Origin of the sequence: Amycolatopsis sp. NPDC059657 (assembly GCF_042734395.1) — a bacterium.
Lineage (GTDB): Bacteria > Actinomycetota > Actinomycetes > Mycobacteriales > Pseudonocardiaceae > Amycolatopsis.
The window spans coordinates 151,226-168,542 of record NZ_JBHWEB010000004.1; the positions used below are offsets into that span (position 1 = coordinate 151,226).

At 62.9% G+C, this 17,317-nt stretch carries 16 protein-coding genes; 8 read left to right on the forward strand and 8 right to left on the reverse strand.

What is annotated here, in order from left to right; genetic code table 11:
* Positions 1–233 precede the first annotated feature (233 nt).
* From ACFV15_RS03870 to ACFV15_RS03890, 5 genes are all read right to left on the reverse strand, one after another.
* Complete coding sequence (locus tag ACFV15_RS03870) at positions 234–2,603, reverse strand: hypothetical protein (RefSeq protein ID WP_378348602.1); 2,370 nt, start codon at positions 2,601–2,603, stop codon at positions 234–236.
* Positions 2,596–3,360, reverse strand: a complete 765-nt coding sequence (locus tag ACFV15_RS03875) for a hypothetical protein (RefSeq protein ID WP_378348603.1) — start codon at positions 3,358–3,360, stop codon at positions 2,596–2,598. The genes ACFV15_RS03870 and ACFV15_RS03875 overlap by 8 nt, the downstream gene beginning before the upstream one ends.
* The gene (locus ACFV15_RS03880) at positions 3,357–3,692 is read right to left on the reverse strand and encodes a hypothetical protein (protein ID WP_378348604.1); all 336 of its coding nucleotides are present in this window, start codon (positions 3,690–3,692) and stop codon (positions 3,357–3,359) included. Before ACFV15_RS03880 ends, ACFV15_RS03875 begins: the two co-directional genes overlap by 4 nt.
* Complete coding sequence (locus tag ACFV15_RS03885; RefSeq protein ID WP_378348605.1) at positions 3,689–4,021, reverse strand: WhiB family transcriptional regulator; 333 nt, start codon at positions 4,019–4,021, stop codon at positions 3,689–3,691. Before ACFV15_RS03885 ends, ACFV15_RS03880 begins: the two co-directional genes overlap by 4 nt.
* A 396-nt stretch (positions 4,022–4,417) precedes the next feature.
* A complete protein-coding gene (locus tag ACFV15_RS03890; RefSeq protein ID WP_378348606.1) occupies positions 4,418–5,887 on the reverse strand; it encodes a helix-turn-helix transcriptional regulator in 1,470 nt (489 codons plus the stop codon).
* A gap of 185 nt (positions 5,888–6,072) precedes the next feature.
* Between ACFV15_RS03890 and ACFV15_RS03895 the strand changes: the two genes are divergently transcribed.
* The 4 genes from ACFV15_RS03895 to ACFV15_RS03910 are packed head-to-tail and all read left to right on the forward strand — an operon-like array spanning position 6,073 to position 7,727.
* Positions 6,073–6,597, forward strand: coding sequence for an Imm1 family immunity protein (locus ACFV15_RS03895; protein WP_378348607.1), 525 nt, complete (start codon positions 6,073–6,075; stop codon positions 6,595–6,597).
* A gap of 22 nt (positions 6,598–6,619) precedes the next feature.
* A complete protein-coding gene (locus ACFV15_RS03900) occupies positions 6,620–7,093 on the forward strand; it encodes a hypothetical protein (protein WP_378348608.1) in 474 nt (157 codons plus the stop codon).
* 50 nt (positions 7,094–7,143) lie between these two features.
* Positions 7,144–7,419, forward strand: a complete 276-nt coding sequence (locus ACFV15_RS03905) for a hypothetical protein (protein ID WP_378348609.1) — start codon at positions 7,144–7,146, stop codon at positions 7,417–7,419.
* Positions 7,420–7,424: 5 nt separating this feature from the next.
* Complete coding sequence (locus ACFV15_RS03910) at positions 7,425–7,727, forward strand: helix-turn-helix domain-containing protein (protein WP_378348610.1); 303 nt, start codon at positions 7,425–7,427, stop codon at positions 7,725–7,727.
* A 268-nt stretch (positions 7,728–7,995) separates the two neighbouring features.
* Here the strand turns inward: ACFV15_RS03910 and ACFV15_RS03915 are convergent, their stop codons facing one another.
* Complete coding sequence (locus ACFV15_RS03915) at positions 7,996–10,743, reverse strand: hypothetical protein (RefSeq protein ID WP_378348611.1); 2,748 nt, start codon at positions 10,741–10,743, stop codon at positions 7,996–7,998.
* Between the two features lie 410 nt (positions 10,744–11,153).
* Complete coding sequence (locus ACFV15_RS03920; RefSeq protein ID WP_378348612.1) at positions 11,154–12,731, reverse strand: amidohydrolase; 1,578 nt, start codon at positions 12,729–12,731, stop codon at positions 11,154–11,156.
* Between the two features lie 49 nt (positions 12,732–12,780).
* On the opposite strand from ACFV15_RS03920, the gene ACFV15_RS03925 reads away from it, so the two are divergent.
* From ACFV15_RS03925 to ACFV15_RS03940, 4 genes are read left to right on the forward strand one after another with little or no spacing between them, the layout of a single operon-like run.
* Complete coding sequence (locus ACFV15_RS03925; protein ID WP_378348613.1) at positions 12,781–13,515, forward strand: enoyl-CoA hydratase/isomerase family protein; 735 nt, start codon at positions 12,781–12,783, stop codon at positions 13,513–13,515.
* Positions 13,512–15,047 carry an ATP-dependent acyl-CoA ligase gene (locus ACFV15_RS03930; protein ID WP_378348614.1) on the forward strand — a complete coding sequence of 512 codons (1,536 nt, stop codon included), beginning with the start codon at positions 13,512–13,514 and terminating at the stop codon, positions 15,045–15,047. The genes ACFV15_RS03925 and ACFV15_RS03930 overlap by 4 nt, the downstream gene beginning before the upstream one ends.
* Positions 15,038–15,676, forward strand: coding sequence for a TetR/AcrR family transcriptional regulator (locus tag ACFV15_RS03935; protein ID WP_378348615.1), 639 nt, complete (start codon positions 15,038–15,040; stop codon positions 15,674–15,676). The genes ACFV15_RS03930 and ACFV15_RS03935 overlap by 10 nt, the downstream gene beginning before the upstream one ends.
* Positions 15,677–15,735: 59 nt before the next feature.
* Positions 15,736–16,068: a hypothetical protein gene (locus ACFV15_RS03940; protein ID WP_378348616.1), complete on the forward strand. Its 333-nt coding sequence runs from the start codon at positions 15,736–15,738 to the stop codon at positions 16,066–16,068.
* Between the two features lie 58 nt (positions 16,069–16,126).
* Here the strand turns inward: ACFV15_RS03940 and ACFV15_RS03945 are convergent, their stop codons facing one another.
* Positions 16,127–17,296 carry an acyl-CoA dehydrogenase family protein gene (locus ACFV15_RS03945; RefSeq protein ID WP_378348617.1) on the reverse strand — a complete coding sequence of 390 codons (1,170 nt, stop codon included), beginning with the start codon at positions 17,294–17,296 and terminating at the stop codon, positions 16,127–16,129.
* Positions 17,297–17,317: the final 21 nt, after the last annotated feature.

Below are 17,317 nucleotides of genomic sequence, written 5' to 3' on the forward strand. Positions count from 1 at the left end.
CGGTTCCGGTGGGTCGGGGGCGCTCTGCCGGGCGCGCCGTGGCTGGTCAGTCTCCACCCCGTCAGGGCTGTCCGGACTGGCGCTCTGAGCGTCGTCGCTCGTGCCGCTGCCCGAGGAGCCGTTGTCGGTGTGTCCATCATGGTCTGCCGTGTCGTGATGGTCGCTGTCATGGTCGCTGCCCTTGCGTGATTGTCGCGGAATGGTCGGTTGTGGATCGCTGGCGGTCTGGTCGGTCAGAGGTACTCACCTCCCCTCGGCTGGCCAAGGAGGGAGTCATGCGACGTCCCGCTAGTACCCCGTTTTCCGGGGGTTTTGGGGCTTCGCTCGGACCTGCCTCCCTGACTCCCTGACTGCTGTTTGCGCAGGTCAGGGCAGGGAGTTTCGGTCAGGGAGTCGTCAGGGAAAACTCCCTGGGTCCCTGATGCCTCCCTGGCTGCCTCCCTGCCGTTGTCGGCACGGCGAGTGAGGGCTTCGGCGACGTCGTCGGCACGCACGACCATCGCGCCGTCGGACTTGCGGGTGGCCACGCCGTGGTCCTCCAACGCTGCCCGCAGGTCGCGGGCGGTCCACCTTTCGTACTCGGCGGCGTTGTGCGCGGCGAGGCGTTTGAGCACTATCTGTGTCCGCACTCGCGGTTCCCCGTCCATCACCGCGTCGATATCGGCGAGCGGATCGGCGACCGGTGCCGCCTCAATCTCCGGCACCGCGCTGGACTCGATCTGACGGCCCGCGTCCTCGATCAACGCCATGGCGCGAGCGATGACCGGTGTCACGTCGTCGGCACCGTCTTCGAATGGCACGTAGAACCCGCGTACCAACTCGAACGTCTCGTCAGTGATGCCGACCGCCACGCAGGTTCCCCTGTCGGTGTTGATGCGTAGCTCGGTCGCCCGGATACCCGCCGCGTACTTGCCCGACCCGAGTAGACCGTCGTTGGCGACCTGATCGGACACGGAGAACGCGACACCGCAGGAGATGTTGCGGGTGATCTCACGCGGGATGCTGTCCTTGGTGGGCGACTGGGTCGCCAGCAACAGCACGATCCCGTACTTGCGGCCACGCTTGATCAACCGCACCGCCAACTCTGCCGCTTTCTTGCCGTACTTGGGGTGCTGGAACAGTTCGTGACACTCATCGATACCGCACACCAGCGGATGCAACCCCAGTGCGCGCTTGTCGGCAAGCTTGCGCGATACTTTCGGCGGACTGCCCGGCTGCTCACCGAGCACCTTGCCCCGTCGCTCCATCTCGGACAGAAGATCCGCCAACGCCTGAGTAGCCGCCTCGGCGACACTGTCGTCCATTCCCATGTGGTAGCGGGAAAGACGCGGTGCGAACGGGCCGAAGTCGGGTGACTCGCCCATCACGAACATCCACAATTCCGCCGTGGGGTCGAGGGCCGCACCGAGCAGCAGCGTCCGCAAGGCGGCCGACTTGCCCTGTCCGGGCCTGCCGCCGATCAGCCAGTTCACGCCGATCAACGGGGCGTTGATGACCAGACCTCGTTGCGACAGACCAAACGGCACACCGTCGAACAGGTCAACCTGTCCCTCGTGGACGAGAGGCCAACTGCCGGCACCGGCCCTCAGGATGCCCTTGTCCGCGACCCACAGATCCAGGATTCCATCCTCATCTCCCTTGGTAGGCCACGTTTCCAGCGACGCCCGACCGAGGTTCGCGGCCAGTTTGGACCGACGCGCCGCGACCATGTCCGCGGTGACCCCCATCGGCAACCTGATCTGAGCGAACGTGCCATCCCCGTCCGTGCGCGCGGCGACAGGGTAGTCCAGTACACCGCCGTTCTTGAAGAACCGATCCAACGGACCGATACCCAGATGCGCCAACGCTTTTGAGATCATCCGCTCATCGATCCACGAGTCAGCGTCATCCCGATCCGGGCGGACCAGCCACCCGACACCCGGTGTCCTGTCCCGGCCCTCGAACACCGCCGCGACCAGTAACACCACCGGCAGCACGTAGAGCACGATCGGCACGGCCACCGTGAGCACCGACCAGGTGGCTTCCAGTCCCGTGTAGACGTTCGCCAGCCAGACCCACATGTCCTCTCGGTCCATCAGCGAGTCGACCAGCCACAGGACGGCCGCGACCGGTGCGGCGAACCGTGCCGTGATCACCAGCCGCCGAGCGACGATCCCGACCTTGGCCCACCGTGCGGCGGCGTCCGACCTGATCAACTCCTGAGCGGCCCGCCGAGCTTCGGAATCTCCGGTGAGCCGGGCGCGGCGGGCATCGGACCGGAGATCGGCGTAGGTGGCCCAATTCCAGAACTTGACCAGCCAGCGCCAGTTGCCGCGCACCACGAACCACAGCAGCCGTAGCGCGTCCTGCGGGACCTTGCGTGCCCGGTACGCGGCCACTGACCGCGCCCGGATCATCGGCGCGGACCGCCAGACCCGTCCGGCCACGCGGCGCGTGTGCTTGCACCACCGTGCGGCCCGTCGGCGGACCGTCCGGCGGCGTGGTTGCGGCAGCGTGTCATCGACCAGTTCGCCGTCCACGAGCGGCCCGACGTGTTCGACGGCGGTCGTTCCCTTCCGCGCCACTGCCGCACGATCGTTCATCTCCAAGTTCGGTTCACTCATGAGCGGCCCCCTCGCGAATCTCGGCAGTGAGGGCAGCGGCGAGCTTTGACGACAGGCCACGCGAGCAGCCGGTGGTCTCCCGGACCCACGTCGGGGTCACGACCACCTCAGGTGTCCAGGCGTGCCGGGCGTCGGTGAGGTAGTCGGCGAACAGCTTCCGCCGCACCGGTTGTTCATGAACCGGTGCGGCCGGTTCATGAACAGTCGTGACTTTCGTGGCGTTCACGAACGCCACCGCGACGGCGTCGGTGAGCTTGTCGCGCAGGTCGGTGACCGCCTCGGCCGCGACGAACACGACCAGCGGCGGCACCGAGTGCAGCACCACCCCGGCCGGTGATCCGGCCGCCCACGACGACCACGTGTTCATCACGTACGTGGCAGCGAGCGTCAGCCACTTCGCCGCACGCACCCACCGGCCGGTGTGGACCTGATACCGCGCGGTCACCTGCTCCGCCCGCAGAATCGCCAGCAGCACCAGGCACACCGTGGGATCGAGCAGCCACGCCGTCAGCCACGGCAGCGAACCGACCTCGGCCCCGGCAGCGGCGAACCACTGCACGTTCGCGGCGGTGAACGCCAGACCGAGAACGATCCCCGACCAGCACAACCGGTCCACCTGAGCGCGGACCCGTTCCACCCGCAGCGCGATGACGTCCGGGTGCGTCTGGAACCGGCGAACGTCGGCCGCCTCGGTGGCGTCCTGTGCGAGCCGTTGCGCCCGCGTCAGCGGCACGTGCCGCGCATCCTGATTCGTCATCGCCGACCACCACCCCGGCGGCGCGTGGTCGTGTCCATGGACGTGACCGTGAGCGCCCGAGTCAGGATGTGCGCCGCGATCAGATCCGGCACAGCCAGAACCACCACGAGCAACGTCGGGTTGCCCGGATGCGTGATCACCAGCCATTGCACGCCGACCATTGCGGTCCCCGTGAACAGCACCCGCCCGGCCAGCGACACCACGCGGGCGGATGCCCGTGCCGCGTCGGCGGCCTGCTTGGCCTTGCGGGCGCTGAACCGCCAGAACATCAGCAGCACCAGCAGCACGCCGACCCCGGCGAGAATCTGGGTTGCCGTCAGGTGAACCGTCATCGCGACTCACCACCCCGCCGACGAAGCCACACCGGGTACAGAGCACGCCGGTCGGTATCGGGCAGCGCACCCCACACCCCGACCGTTTCCGGTCCAGCGGCGCGGAGGTCGAGTTCTAGGCATTCATCGATCACCGGGCACCCGGCACACAGCCGCGCGGCCAGCTCCCTGTCCGGCGAGGCATCCCCCGTCAGTTCCGGCACGTCGGACTTGTCGAACGTCCTAAGCCAAAGACCGTCCCTGGCTACCGCGTCGGCAAGCACGTCATCGGGTACAGCGGCAAAACGGTCGAGCCGAGCAGTCATCCTCTGGTAATCGTGTTCAGTCATCGTGCACCCCCGTCGAGCACGCGCCGCAGCGCGGTGGCGGGGATCACGAGCCGGGAGCGGCGTTGAGCTGTGCGCAGCATGCCGACACGGACCATCCAGCACACACGAGATTCGCTGACTCCGAGAAGCCAAGCGGCTTGACGGATCGAAAGAAACGCGGGAAGTCCCGCATTGTTGATTGTGTTACTCATGATTTTTGACCCTTACTCTTGGCTGCGACTCGCTGAGCGCGGGTCGCTGCCATCAAGTAAGGCGGCAGCACGATATATCAACTATGTCAGCGCGTGAATTATAGATTATTCAGGAGAATATCCCCAGGTCAGGGGCATGTTGTGGCCATCCGGATATTCTGAGAAAGAATGCTGGAGAGTGGAAATATTCCCATAGGGAATATGGTTATGTGGCGCTCTTGAGGTCCGTGAGCAGACCTCGGAAGTCCGCACCCGCACTGGTCCCGTAGGTGGCCAGCTCGCGTTCCAGCTCAGTGGCGACCATCAGGAGCGTGGGGCGGCACTGACGGCCGCCCGCCAGGGCCTGTATGCCTAGCGCGGACGCTTCGTCAATGTCGCCGCGCCTCGCGGCGATGACGCCTAGCGTGACGTGAGCCTCGGCGGTGCGCATCGGTGCCAAGTTGACGCCTTCCGAGTTGACGCTCCGCCGAATTACCTCTTCGGCGTTGCGTTGCGCCAGTTGGTCTTCCCCGACAATTCGGTAAGTGTCCATCGCGTAGAAGTCCCACTTATCGGGGTCCACAACGAAATGGTTCTCCGGTCGGTCTGGGTAGGGCAGCTGACCGAGCAAGGCGGCACCAGCGTCTAGCGCCTTGTGAACTTCCTCATTCATTCCCATTCGGGCGTAGGCTTTCGCCTGCTGGCCATAGAGTTGTATCGCGACCGAGTGCGACGGCGCGGCCAGAGTGCCCGCCTCGGCCGCCGGAACCACGGCACGATAGTTGCCCGCCGTCAGGTGGAACCACGCGAGCATTTCGTGGGCCCATCCCACAATGCCCACATCGCCAGACTCCTTACCAAGCTCCATCGCCATGCGGCGCGTAGCTTCGGCTGACCGCGCGTCGCCGAGATCGTACTCAAGACACCCCACCAGCAGCGCCAGCATTCCTGCTTTGCTGACTATCTCGCGATGCTGAGCCAGCGTCAGGCGATTGTTGAGCAACTCGGTCATCTTGCCGAGCCACTCCTTGCCGGTCACCATCAATTCACTGGCATCGGCATGTGCGTAATCACAACACATCTGCTCAACGGTGATATCCAGCGCGTCGATTGTTGATGAATTAATGGCCGATTCGCGAACGCGCCGAAGTAGTTCCAATGTGTCCATTCCCGTGTTAACAACGAGAATCTCGTCACGGTCTTGAGGAACAATTAGACCATTGGAGTCATTGCCGGAACTCGACTTTGCAACGTCTGACGAGCGCGGTGATTGAAAGCGGCTCCGGCCCGGAAAGTCAAACCAAAGGCGATGCTCAGGAAGATGTAGAATCTTGGCGTAGTTCCGAAGCGTTTCGATGTTTTGCTCAGGCCTGCCGTTTTCAAGCTTGCTTACCTGAGCTTGCGTAAGGCCAAGCCATCGCCCTAGAAGTTCTTGATTAAGCGCCTTGCCAAACAGTTGGAGATGCCGAGGGTGATTCCGATACGCTTTGAACACCTTGCCAATATGTTGGCTATCAAACGCTGCGCCAAATTCGGGAGTATCAAAGAATTCGTTCCTAAGCTGAACCGGCGGAGTGCGCAGTTGGTCGCGTTGCTCTCTGTGACACCTGCCGCAGAGGCGCGCGGTGTTGTCGGCGGCGAGAACTGTCCCGCAGCCCTGGCAGCGACGGCCGCCGGACGCACCGACTGAACTCATCCGATCCCCTCGTCAACGCCTCTGCTGATCTCCTCTGACCAGCGTACCTAGGGCGGCAGGGTCTCACCAGCGTGTTGCACCGCGGAATGATCCTGTACGCGATCGAAATAGCCCACCACCAGGCGATATGCCAGCTCTGGCATGCGGCATGCCGGAATCGGTATAGACCGGGGTCGCTGCGCAGCGTGACTGTTGGCGGAGGCAAGGCCCAAGGACGGGCCGCGCTCCAGATGGCCACCGTTATCCCGACTGAACGGCGACGTGAACACATGCTTCTCACGGCAGCGCTCACCACCGGCGTAGCCCGCGTAACTCGCGGAATGCGCGAATCAACGCGCCTGGTCGACGAGATCCTTGCGCTGGACCATGTCAACTTCGAGACGATAATGACAGTCGGCAACACTGAATTCCACTCCACAAAAGATGGACCTTTTCCCAATCATCAGCTTCGAATCAGCGTCCGTCCATCGACGGGCTTCGCGGCTTTGAACTACATGGACAACGACGATGCACAAATGCCAATCGCCAACTCTTTCAACCCGAAGCGCCCACTGCCTGAAGTGGATCTGATATTTAACGGGTCAACCGGATCAGTGTTTCCGCGCACGGCACTCATATCGATCGGCAATGCTCGAAACGCCGTGATCGAGTGGCTGGAAACACGCGAACGACCAACTTGCATTGAGTGGCGTCCGTACGACTCATTTTGATAACACGAGGGGGCTTGCTGGTGTGACTTTCAAGGATCTGGTCAAGGAATGGGAAACGTCGTATCGCGAGTATGCCGCCGTGTCAGAAATTGTGGGCGCTTCGGAGGTGGAAGTTTCGGGCGGGGCGCGGGCAATGGCGTCGACGGCGTGGAATGTCTCGCAGGCATGGCATGCGATCGCTGCGGCACACGGCCTGCCCTGGTGGGCGATTGCAGCGGTGGAGTCGGCCGCACAGGCATTCGAAGAGATCTCCCGCGAGTGGGACGAAAGAGCAGAGAACAGCGAAACCCAGGGAAGGCAAAGGAATGTCGTTCAGTGTGAAGTGGACCGTGGGGTCCAACGCCATGGCGGGCATGCGGAAAGTGGGCGGGAGAGGCAATCAGGCCGCATTGGTGCTGACACTCGATCCGGGCAGCGTGGTTATGTCAGCTCCCAGCGGTCCGACAGCGTGGCCGGGGTTCGTGCGCTTCCTTCGCCAACTCCGCGACGGCGTTGACGAAATGATCAAAGAATACGACGTGCAAGACAAGAGCGAGGGATAGGCACATGGCGTTTAACGCGCAGTGGAAGCCAGGGCCAGACGCAGCGGCCCAAATGCACACGGTCAGTCCAGACCTCGCCACTCTGGTGATCTACTTGGACCCGGACAGTCTGGCGTTGATGCCTCCGGCCGATCCGAGGAAGTGGCCGAAATTCGTGGGAATGCTGCATCAGCTTCGCGACGGGGCACAGGACTTGGCGAACTTCCTTGAAGAGCGGCAGTCGGCGGCTCTGGCACAGGAATTTGGTGTATCCCAGGAACTTCCGGGCATCGGAGGTTGATCGTGATGGCGACGCAACACGCTTCGGATGTACTGCCAACGGAGCTATCCGACAGCTTGACGTTAGCGGACGTAGAAGCTGGTGCGTTCGTTAAGTGGGTGCGGCAACAACGCAAGTTGTCAGTCGAGGAACTAGCCGCTCTGACAGGTATTGCGGTGCCGTCGTTGCTGAGGTTTGAGAGTGGAATCCGCGCCATGCGGTCGTTGGACACGATCACAGATCTCGCGGACGCCCTAAGTCTGTCCCGCAAGTTGCTAGCCGTCATGGTGCTGACGGACTGCGAAAAAGGGCGCGGTGGCTGGGAATGAGCGGGGTGGACGCACGAATCCTCCTGAACGTGCTCGATGTCGAAGAGCAGCGCCAGTCGGCAGAGAAGATGACTCCCGATTCGAACCTCGCTCAGGATTTCCGGCGACTGTCGCGGAAACGTGAGATGGACGGGCCGTCAGATCGGGAGGCCGCCGCAACGACTTCTAGATGCCCGCTGGCCAAAGTTCGGAACCCCGCGACCACTGCCGGAACGGTGGCGCGGCTGAGACTTCCGAGCATGTGTTCGAAGATTTCCCGTCGTCTAGATCAGTACTCAGCGTCCGTTACCTGTAATAGCACGATCGACGCTTCTTCTTTTGACTCCCAGCAGTATGAAGTGCCAACTTCAACAATGCATACAGGCTCCTTATGCTTGTCATCTTTTGCCACAAGCGAGACGGACGCAGAGACGCTGTGCTGACCGATCGGGTTCATTCCATTTTTGCTTTCAGGCCAGCGCCTGATTTTTGGCACAGTCTTTCGGTCAACTAGCAGTACACTAAATCGGCTACCGTCTATGTAGACAAGCTTCAGAGGCGCACCATACTCACCCAAACCCGCCGGATCACTATTGTCGAAATGGCCCAAGCTAGATGCGATCGCATGAGAACCCAGGACAATTACGAGTGGCTCGACTGCTGTAGTTAGCCAGGCGGCGATCCGAACGATCAGGCCATCGAGTTCAACGTCTTCGGCAACCCCATACTTGGATATGTGATCCACAACTATAGTGTCTTCACCCGAAGACATTGATCGCGCTAACTGCTGCGCGAGCATCTCCGTGTCAGCAAATACGTGGTCATCGACAGGCGCAAAGAACTCCTTAGGCACAAAGAAGCGGCCGCCGAGAACTCGCACAACCTCGTGAGTAAATTCGGAATCCGCTTCAGCTTCAAAGAGTGGCAATATCGAAACAACGTTGCTTAACTCAACATCTAATGATGAGATGAACTTAGCAATTTTGTCTGGCGCAAGGTCCGCTGCCCAAAGCTGCTCGCTTCTCTGAAAGTTCCAGTCGTTTACCACCTTGGTCAGCGCGGTCTCAATGGCATCAAGTCTTTCGACTGGACCATAGTTTGGCGACCAGTCCTGTTTGACTAGGTCAAATTTCTGAAGCAGTCTAAAAGCTTGGTGATAAGAGTCTGAAGTTACATCGAGGATTTCCCCTATCCCGTTTCGACACATCAGGATTAGCGCCGCCCTGTCAATATAGTCCGGCAACTGCACGAATGATGCTTCCATCGGCTGAGACCAGTCGGCCTCCCACCAGGTCCACCTTCCGTAAGGTTCACGCTGGGTTGCCAGCCGCAGTGCGCCAAAAACTGATCCGCCGTACGTGGCATCAAGTAGATCTTCAACCTTGATATTCTTTGCGTCATCTGATTTTGTGCGACTCAGCAGAAGCCAGCCGAGTAAAACTAGTTGACCGAGTCGAACCTCGTTACGAATAAGCGCAACATCGGAAAACTTAAAGAGGCTTCGATGAAAATTGAGTGTCTTACCAAAAATTTCTTCGTCATCTAGGTCAAAAGCATTCTTGCAGAGAGTGGTCCATGTATCCAGGGTGGCACGAATAAATTCTATAGGCGCACCCTTTGCTGGAATCGCAAATTCAGTGAGGTTCTGAAGCGATACAAGAATATTCACCGCCATGTCTGCGCTCTTGCCGTCACCTATTGAACCGACCCAGAGTTGCTCGTACGACATAAGCGACGAGCGGAGCGAGCCCAGATCTCTGTCGGTAACCGAATCTACGCATCGCATCAGGGCTGCCCCTGTGGCCATTACGCCAAAACGCATTCCAGCGTCAATGGCCACGTTGTTGACTTCCCAAATCTGCCTACTAAGCCAATCCCATTCCCCGGTATCGGTTATCTGAGAGCCAGCAGGAGTGACGCCCGAAATCTGTTGCCGGATTGCCGATGCGATACCCCTGTAGTACTCGTAGCCTCGCTTTCCTGTCGAGTACTTGCCGCCTTTAATGGCAAGAATTAGATTGTCCTGCAAATCTTCCATCTCTTTCTGGAGATGCAGACCGCCATATTCGTCTCTTTGCATCCGAATAACTAGACATTCATTAAGGATCTCTGTCACTGACTTCAAGACGGATTGACTGAGGCTTCCGGCACCGTAAATACGCGCAACGAGGGAAGCTGAAGTCAGCTCGGTTCCCACTCGTGGCAGGAATTCGACATTGACCTTCGCACTTTCGGGAATGGGCGAAGCTTCATGAGAATCCGACTTGTCGATCGCAGTCTCCAGCTTACTGACTAGGCCCGATATTTCGCCCAAGAGGGAGAGCTTTACGCTCTTGACTACGCCAGTCTCCCTGGCTAAAACTTCGCAAATTGGCTCTTGCTCTGAAGGCTGCGAGTCCGTCGACAGTCCAGGCAGTCCGTTAATTCTCTCGTAGAGGACGTTGTTGCTACTCCGAACCTCGGCCAGTTCCAGTGAAATTTTCTTTGACGCAACCATCAAGTCGTCAAAAGTCCACTGTTCAATCATTCGCGGATTCGAGAAGATCTTAGCAGTCTGGAAGTATAGGTATCCGATCGCCGCCATGCTGGGCAGCATAACGGCAAAAAATACAAGAATGACGCTTGAATGACTTCTGAACCAGATGGCCGCAAGTCCGGCCACGACGTCGGCGCCGATGGAGAAGAGGACTATTCGAGTAAATTGGAGCCGATTGACTATGGTCCTACGCGCAGGGCCTGCAGCAAGAGGCGGATCAGAAAGCAGTTGAAATGCGATGGCAAGACCGGCAAATCCGATCGCAATGAAGGAAGCATGAACTTGCCAAGCCACGCTGAGTGCATCATCTTTTGGGGCCCAAAATGACAAGAAGCTTCCCGAGAGACGACTCGTGATGATCGTGGCCAGCGTGGCAACCAGGAGATACAAGCCTACAGCTTTGTAGCTTGCGAAAACTTTCGACACGATACTATTGAATAGTGCGAGCAGTTTTCGTCCAGCCCGGCGCATCTTCAAGTCCACTACGGCCGTTGCCTTCATCGTCGCAGCATAGCGGCCCCGAAAGTCTTCACCATATTTGCAGAGCTCGCGGCTGGCCAGAATACGGGATGGCCCGCAGCTTGCGGCTGCCTTGAACGCAGCAGCAAGAGCGTGCCCGCGAGTGCAGCCGGGCGCTGCATACCGATCATCGCGCTAACGACCAGCACGCCAGACGCGAGCACCCATGGCCACGCTCCCCAAGGAACAGCCATAAGCCAAGGCGGCTAGACCGAACACTGCCAGCGCCACCCATTCCGCGCCCCACCTGCGCGGGTGGGGCGCGGATGATCACCGTGAAATCCACGGTAACCCATTAGCGGCGCGCTAAGCGGTTACCGCAGGTAGGGGGCGTGCTAGGGTGTTGTGAGTTGACTCTCTTGACGAGAACCGTCGGCAACACTCACGAGCCGTTAAGCCTCGAACGCCAGGTCTCCGCCGACGACCGTGCCGAGCACGCGGATGTCGTCCAAAGCCGACTCGTCGAGCGGATCGGCCGACAGCGCGACGAAGTCCGCGAGCTTGCCGACTTCCAGCGTTCCCAAGTCGTGTTCGCGGAACGCCGAGTAGGCGGATCCGTAGGTGTAGGCACGCAAAGCCTGCTCAGGCGTGAGCCTCTCATCCGGGCCGAGCAAGACGCCCGAAGCCGTACGCCGCCGGACCATATCGGCCAAGCCGAGCAACGGCGCACCCGAAACGACCGGGCGATCGGAGCTCGCGGGCAGGACGCACCCGGCGTCGAGAACGCTGCGCAGGCGATACAGCCACGCCTCGCGCGAGGGGCCGACCGCCGCGCGCATGCCGTCGCCGATCTCGTTGACGAAACGGCCTTGTGGCGACGGGATCAGGCCGAGCGAAGACAGGCGCTTCAACTCGGCTGGCGGCAGGACCGCGCAGTGCTCGATGCGGTGGCGGTGGTCAGGGCGGGGGAAACGGGCCAAGGCCGCCGCGTAGGCGTCCAAGACGACCGAAATCGCGCGGTCGCCGATGGCGTGGGTGGCGATCTGCCAGCCGGACGCGTGCGCGCGCATGATCGTGGTCGCGAGCTCTTCTTCCGGGACCTGGAAGTAGCCGATGTTGTCCGGCTCGCCCTCGAAGGGGTCGTGCATGGCGCAGGTGCGGCCGATCAGGGAGCCGTCCGCGAAGAGTTTCATCGCGCCGACGCGGAGCCAATCGTCGCCGAAACCGGTGTGCAGGCCCAAATCCAGGCCGAATTCGATGTCGTCCGACGGTGCGTGCTCAAGCGGGTGCAACACGCTGGCGGCGACCATGACCGAGGCTCGGACGCGCAGGACACCGGCTTCGCGAGCCTTTTGATAAGCGGCGAGTTCGATCGGGGTTTGGCCGACCAGTCCGCCGCCGATGCCCGCTTCCTGCACGCTGGTGATGCCTTCGGACAGGTACTGGCGCGACGCGTGGTCGAGGCCGCGGACGACGTCGTCGATCGGCGTCGGGTAGATCAGCGGGTTGAGGAGGAGCTGGGCTTGCTCGCGCAGGAGACCGGTCGGGGAACCGTCGATGTGGACCACGTCGCCACCGACGGGGACATGGCCGAGGTCCACTTGGGACAGGACGCGTGAGTTCACCACCGTCATATGGCCTGACGTGTGCTTGACGCGGACCGAATGGTCAGGCGCCGCACGGTCCAGGCCTTGCCGGGTGGGGTGGCCGCCGGTGAGCTTGTTCTGGTCGTAGCCGCTGGCGACGATCCAGGTGCCAGGCGGCTGGGTCGCCGCGCGGGCCGCGATGGCGTCGTAGACCTCGTCGACCGAGTTCAGGCCGGCCAGCGGGACGTCCGTGAGGCTCATGCCGAACCACGCCATGTGGTTGTGCGCGTCGTGGAAACCAGGGGCCACGTGTGCGCCGCCGAGGTCGATACGCCTGGATGTCGACAAAGCGACAGCGTCTTCGCCGAGTGCGACGATGCGGCCGTTCAGTACCGCCAGCGCGCCGATGACCTGGGCGTTCTCGTAAATCGCGTCAACCCGCATACCTTCGGACCCTATCGATCGATCGATCGGTCGTCTAGGCTCCGCGAGTATGAGCACTGTTGAGCTGACCGTCGACGACGGTGTCGCCACGATCTGGCTGAACCGCCCGGAACGGCTGAACGCCGTCGTCTCCGGCCTCGTCGACGACTTACTGACCGCGCTGGACACGGTCGCGGCCTCCGGCGCGGGCGCTGTCGTGCTCGCGGGACGCGGGCGCGCCTTCTGCGCCGGGCACGACCTCAAGGAGGTGCCCGAGGGCGACTCGCGGCGCCGTCTCGACCGGCTGCAGGACGTCACGCGGCGGCTGCGCGGGCTGCCGCAGCCGGTGATCGCCGCCGTGCACGGATACGCGATCGGCGCGGGCGCCGAGTTCGCCATGGGGTGCGACATGGTGCTCGCCGCCGAAGACGCGGTCTTCGCGTTCCCCGAGGTCTCGCTCGGGCTCAGCGTGACCGGGGCGGCGTCGCGACTGCTGCCGATGATGGTCGGGCCGCTCAAGGCCAAGGAACTGCTGCTGCTCGGCGAGCGGATCGACGGGCTGACCGCGCACCGGATCGGGCTGGTCAACGCCACCGCGCCCGCAGATCAGCTGATGAGCAAGGCCACCGAGTGGGCCAAACGCGTCGCGGGCCACCCTCGTGAGGCCGCGACCATGGCCAAGCGCGCGCTCGACGCGAGCATCGACATCGAATCCGCGCTGGAGATCGAGGTCGGTCACGCGCTGATCACCGAGCACTCGGCCGCCGTCAAGGCATCGACCGACGCGTTCCGGAGCCGGGCATGAAACTGTCCGAAGTGGATGACCTGGTCAAGCTCGTCACCAGGGCCGCTTTCCTGTGGCCGGACAAGCCCGCGTGGGTGTTCGACGCGCTCGGCGAGACGCTCACCTTCGCCGAGGTCGACCGCCGCAGCACCAGGCTCGCGCTCGCGCTGGCCGAGCTGGGCGTCGAAGCAGGCGACCGGGTCGGCGTCATGCTGCGCAACCAGCCCGAGTTCCCGTTGACCTGGCTGGCGCTGGCGAAGATCGGCGCGGCGCTGGTGCCGATCAACATCAACTACCAGGAACTCGACGGCGCACACGTGCTCGCGCACTCCGGCGCGCGGTTCGTGATCGCCGCGGACGAGTTCGTCGGACTGCTGAACCGGATCGCGCCGCAGACGAAGGTCGAGCGGGTGCTCACCCCCGACGAGCTCGAGCCGAGTTCGTCGGAAGCCGCGTTCGCCACGGTGCCCGAGCAGCCCGTCAACATCCAGTACACGTCAGGGACCACCGGCGCGCCCAAGGGCTGCGTGCTGACGCACCGCTACTGGACGACGCTGGCCGCCGGGCTCGTCAACGACTTCCCCGCGATCAACGACACCGACACGCTCCTCACCGCGCAGCCGTTCCACTACATCGATCCACAGTGGAACGTCGCGCTGGGGCTCGCCGCGGGCGCGACGCTGGTGGTGCTGGACCGGTTCCATCCGAAGACTTTCTGGGCCAAGATCCGCGAGCACGAGGTCACCTGGTTCTACTGCCTCGGCCTGATGCCGACGCTCCTGCTGCGCATCCCCGAATCGCCCGAGGACAAGCAGCACAAGGTGCGTGCGATCTCCGCGTCCGCCATCCCGCACGAACTGCACGCCGATCTCGAAGCGCGCTGGGGCGTGCCGTGGTACGAGGCGTTCGGGATGACCGAGACCGGCGGGGACATCCGGATGGACGACGCCGACCACGACGCGCACGTCGGCTCCGGCTGCATCGGGCGGCCGACGCGCGACCGTGAGGTGATGATCGCCGACGACGCGGGGAAACCGCTGCCACGCGGCGAAACCGGTGAGCTGCTGATCCGCGGCACCGGGCTGATGCACGGTTACTTCGACGACGCCGAGGCCACCGCGAAAGCCTTCCAGGGAGGCTGGTTCCACACCGGCGACCTGGCCAGGATGGACGCCGACGGGCGGGTCTACTACGTCGGCCGGACCAAGGACATGATCAGGCGCAGCGGCGAGAACGTCTCGGCCGACGAGGTCGAGCGGGCGTTGCTGCTGCATCCGGCGGTCAAGCTCGCCGCCGTGATCGCGGTGCCGGACGAGCTGCGTGGCGAGGAGATCAAGGCCTATCTCGTGTTCGAGGACGGGGAACGGCCTGAGCCCGAAGCACTGGCCGATTTCTGCTCGGGCAAACTCGCCTACTTCAAGGTGCCGCGTTACTGGGCGTTCGTCGATTCACTGCCGATGACGCCGTCCGAACGCGTCGCGAAGGGCGAGCTGCGCAAGGCGGCCGAACCGACGAAGGCGGCGTACGACCGGGTGGGCAAACTGTGGCGATAGGCAAGGACCGGGTCCGCGGCGCGGCCGTGAAGCTGTTCGCGGACAAGGGTTTCCATGGCACCGGGATCCGGGATCTCGCGCAGGAGGCCAATCTTTCCTCGGCGAGCCTGTACCACTACATGGGCACCAAGGAAGAACTGCTCGCCGGCATCATGCGCGAGTCACTGGAACGGCTGATCACCGCGGCCCGTGAAGCCACTGACGGTGTCACCGATCCGGTGAACCGGCTCGGCATACTGGTTGCGCTGCACGTGATCACGCACGCGGTGCTGCCGGACGAGACGCGAGTCGTGGACAACGAGGTCGCGTCGCTGTCGCCGGAGGCCAAGGAGGCCGTCGTCGCGCTGCGCGACGAATACGAGTCGCTGTGGGCGGAAACCATCGACAGCGGGGTCCGTGACGGGGTTTTCCGCACCGATCAGCCCGCCGTGACGAGGTTGGCGTTGCTGGAGATGTGCAGCGGCGTGGCCAGGTGGTACTCGTCACGCGGGCCGCTCGGTCTCGAAGAGCTGGCGAAGCACTACGCACAGCTCGCGATGCGCGTGCTCGGGCGGCTTGACGTGGGAGAACCACCCGATCTGGGTATTTGTCGCGCTGTGGTCTCAAAAACCTGGTCAACGGCCATCTAGGCGAGGTATTTAGGGGCCTACGCCTTGCTCAGACGGGCTTACTGAGGGACGCTCGAAGGGTGACTGAGCAAACGATCCAACTGGAACTGGACGACTCGGGTCTCTCCCCCAGGTTGCCGGCGCCAAAACACCCTCGGGATCAGGTGCAGGACGTTCCCTATCGCCCCGTCGAATTTCGCGACGACGACTTGCCCTCGGCCCTCGAACGGGCATCGCAGTGGCTGCGCGAGGCACAGGAATGGCTGGGTGAGGCCGTCGACGTGCTGGCCATCCACCTCGATTACGACGACCGCAAGGGCTCGCCGTACTACGACGTGAAGCTCCTGTGTAACGAAGAGGATCTCGCGGGCGTCCCGATCGCCCTGCGTGCTCAAGACGACCCCGAAGACTGACAGATGCTCGTGAGTGTTCCGGACGGTTCTAACCGTCCGGAACACTCACGAGCCCGTTTTAACCCAGTGTGCCGCCGACCTTGACGTGCCCCTTGAGCAGGTTGCGCGCGATGGTCCGCCGCTGGATCTCGTCGGTGCCCTCGTAGATCCGCAGCAGCCGGAGCTCGCGGTACCAGCGCTCGATCGGCAGTTCACGGGTGTAGCCCATGCCGCCGTGGATCTGCAGCACCCGGTCGACGATCTCGTTCGCCTTCACACCGCCGTAGAGCTTCGCGACCGACTGCGCGTGGCGCGAGTCCATGCCCTGGTCGACCTGCCATGCGGCGTGCAGCACCAGCCAGCGCAGCGCCTCCAGCTCGACGCCGGAGTCGGCGATCATCCACTGGATGGCCTGGCGCTCGGCGATCTTCTGCCCGAACGTCTCGCGGGTGTTGGCGTGCTCGATGGCCATCGAGATCAGCCGCTCGCACGAGCCGATCGCACGGGCGGGCAGCAGGTAGCGGCCAGCGCCGATCCACTGCATCGCGAGGTCGAAGCCGTGCCCGAGCTCGCCGAGGATCTGGCTTTCCGGCACGCGGACGTCCTCGAAGACCAGTGACGCCGGGCCCCACTCGCCCATCGTGTCGATGTACTCGGACTTCCAGCCCGCGTCACGGTCGACGAGGAAGCAGGTGACGCCGCCGTTCGCGCCCTTCTCCGGGTCGGTGATGGCGAAGACCATGACGAAGTCGGCCTCGTTGCCGCCGGTGATGAAGGTCTTCTCGCCGTTGATGACCCAGTCGTCGCCGTCCTTGCGGGCGGTCGTGCGGATCGCCTTGGCGTCGGAACCGGCGCCCGGCTCGGTGATCGCGAAGCAGGACTTGCGCTCGCCGGAGATCGTCGGCAGCAGGTACGTCCGCTTCTGCTCTTCGTTGGCGTAGTACAGGATGTTGTCCGCGGCGCCGCCGAACCGGAACGGCACGAACGTGCGGCCGAGCTCGGCTTCGAGCAGCGCGGTCATCACCGCGGACAGGCCCATGCCGCCGTACTCCTCCGGCGTCTGCACGCCCCAGAAGCCGGACTCCTTCGCCTTGAGCTGGAGTTCGCGCAGCTCGTCCGTAGTGATGCCCGGCTTGCCGTCACGCTCGCGGCGCAGTACTTCCTGCTCGCGCGGGACGAGTTCGCGCTGGACGAAGGTGCGGACCCAGTCACGCACCTCTCGCTCTTCGACGCTCAGGGTGAAATCCATGGATGCTCCCTCGTGACTAAG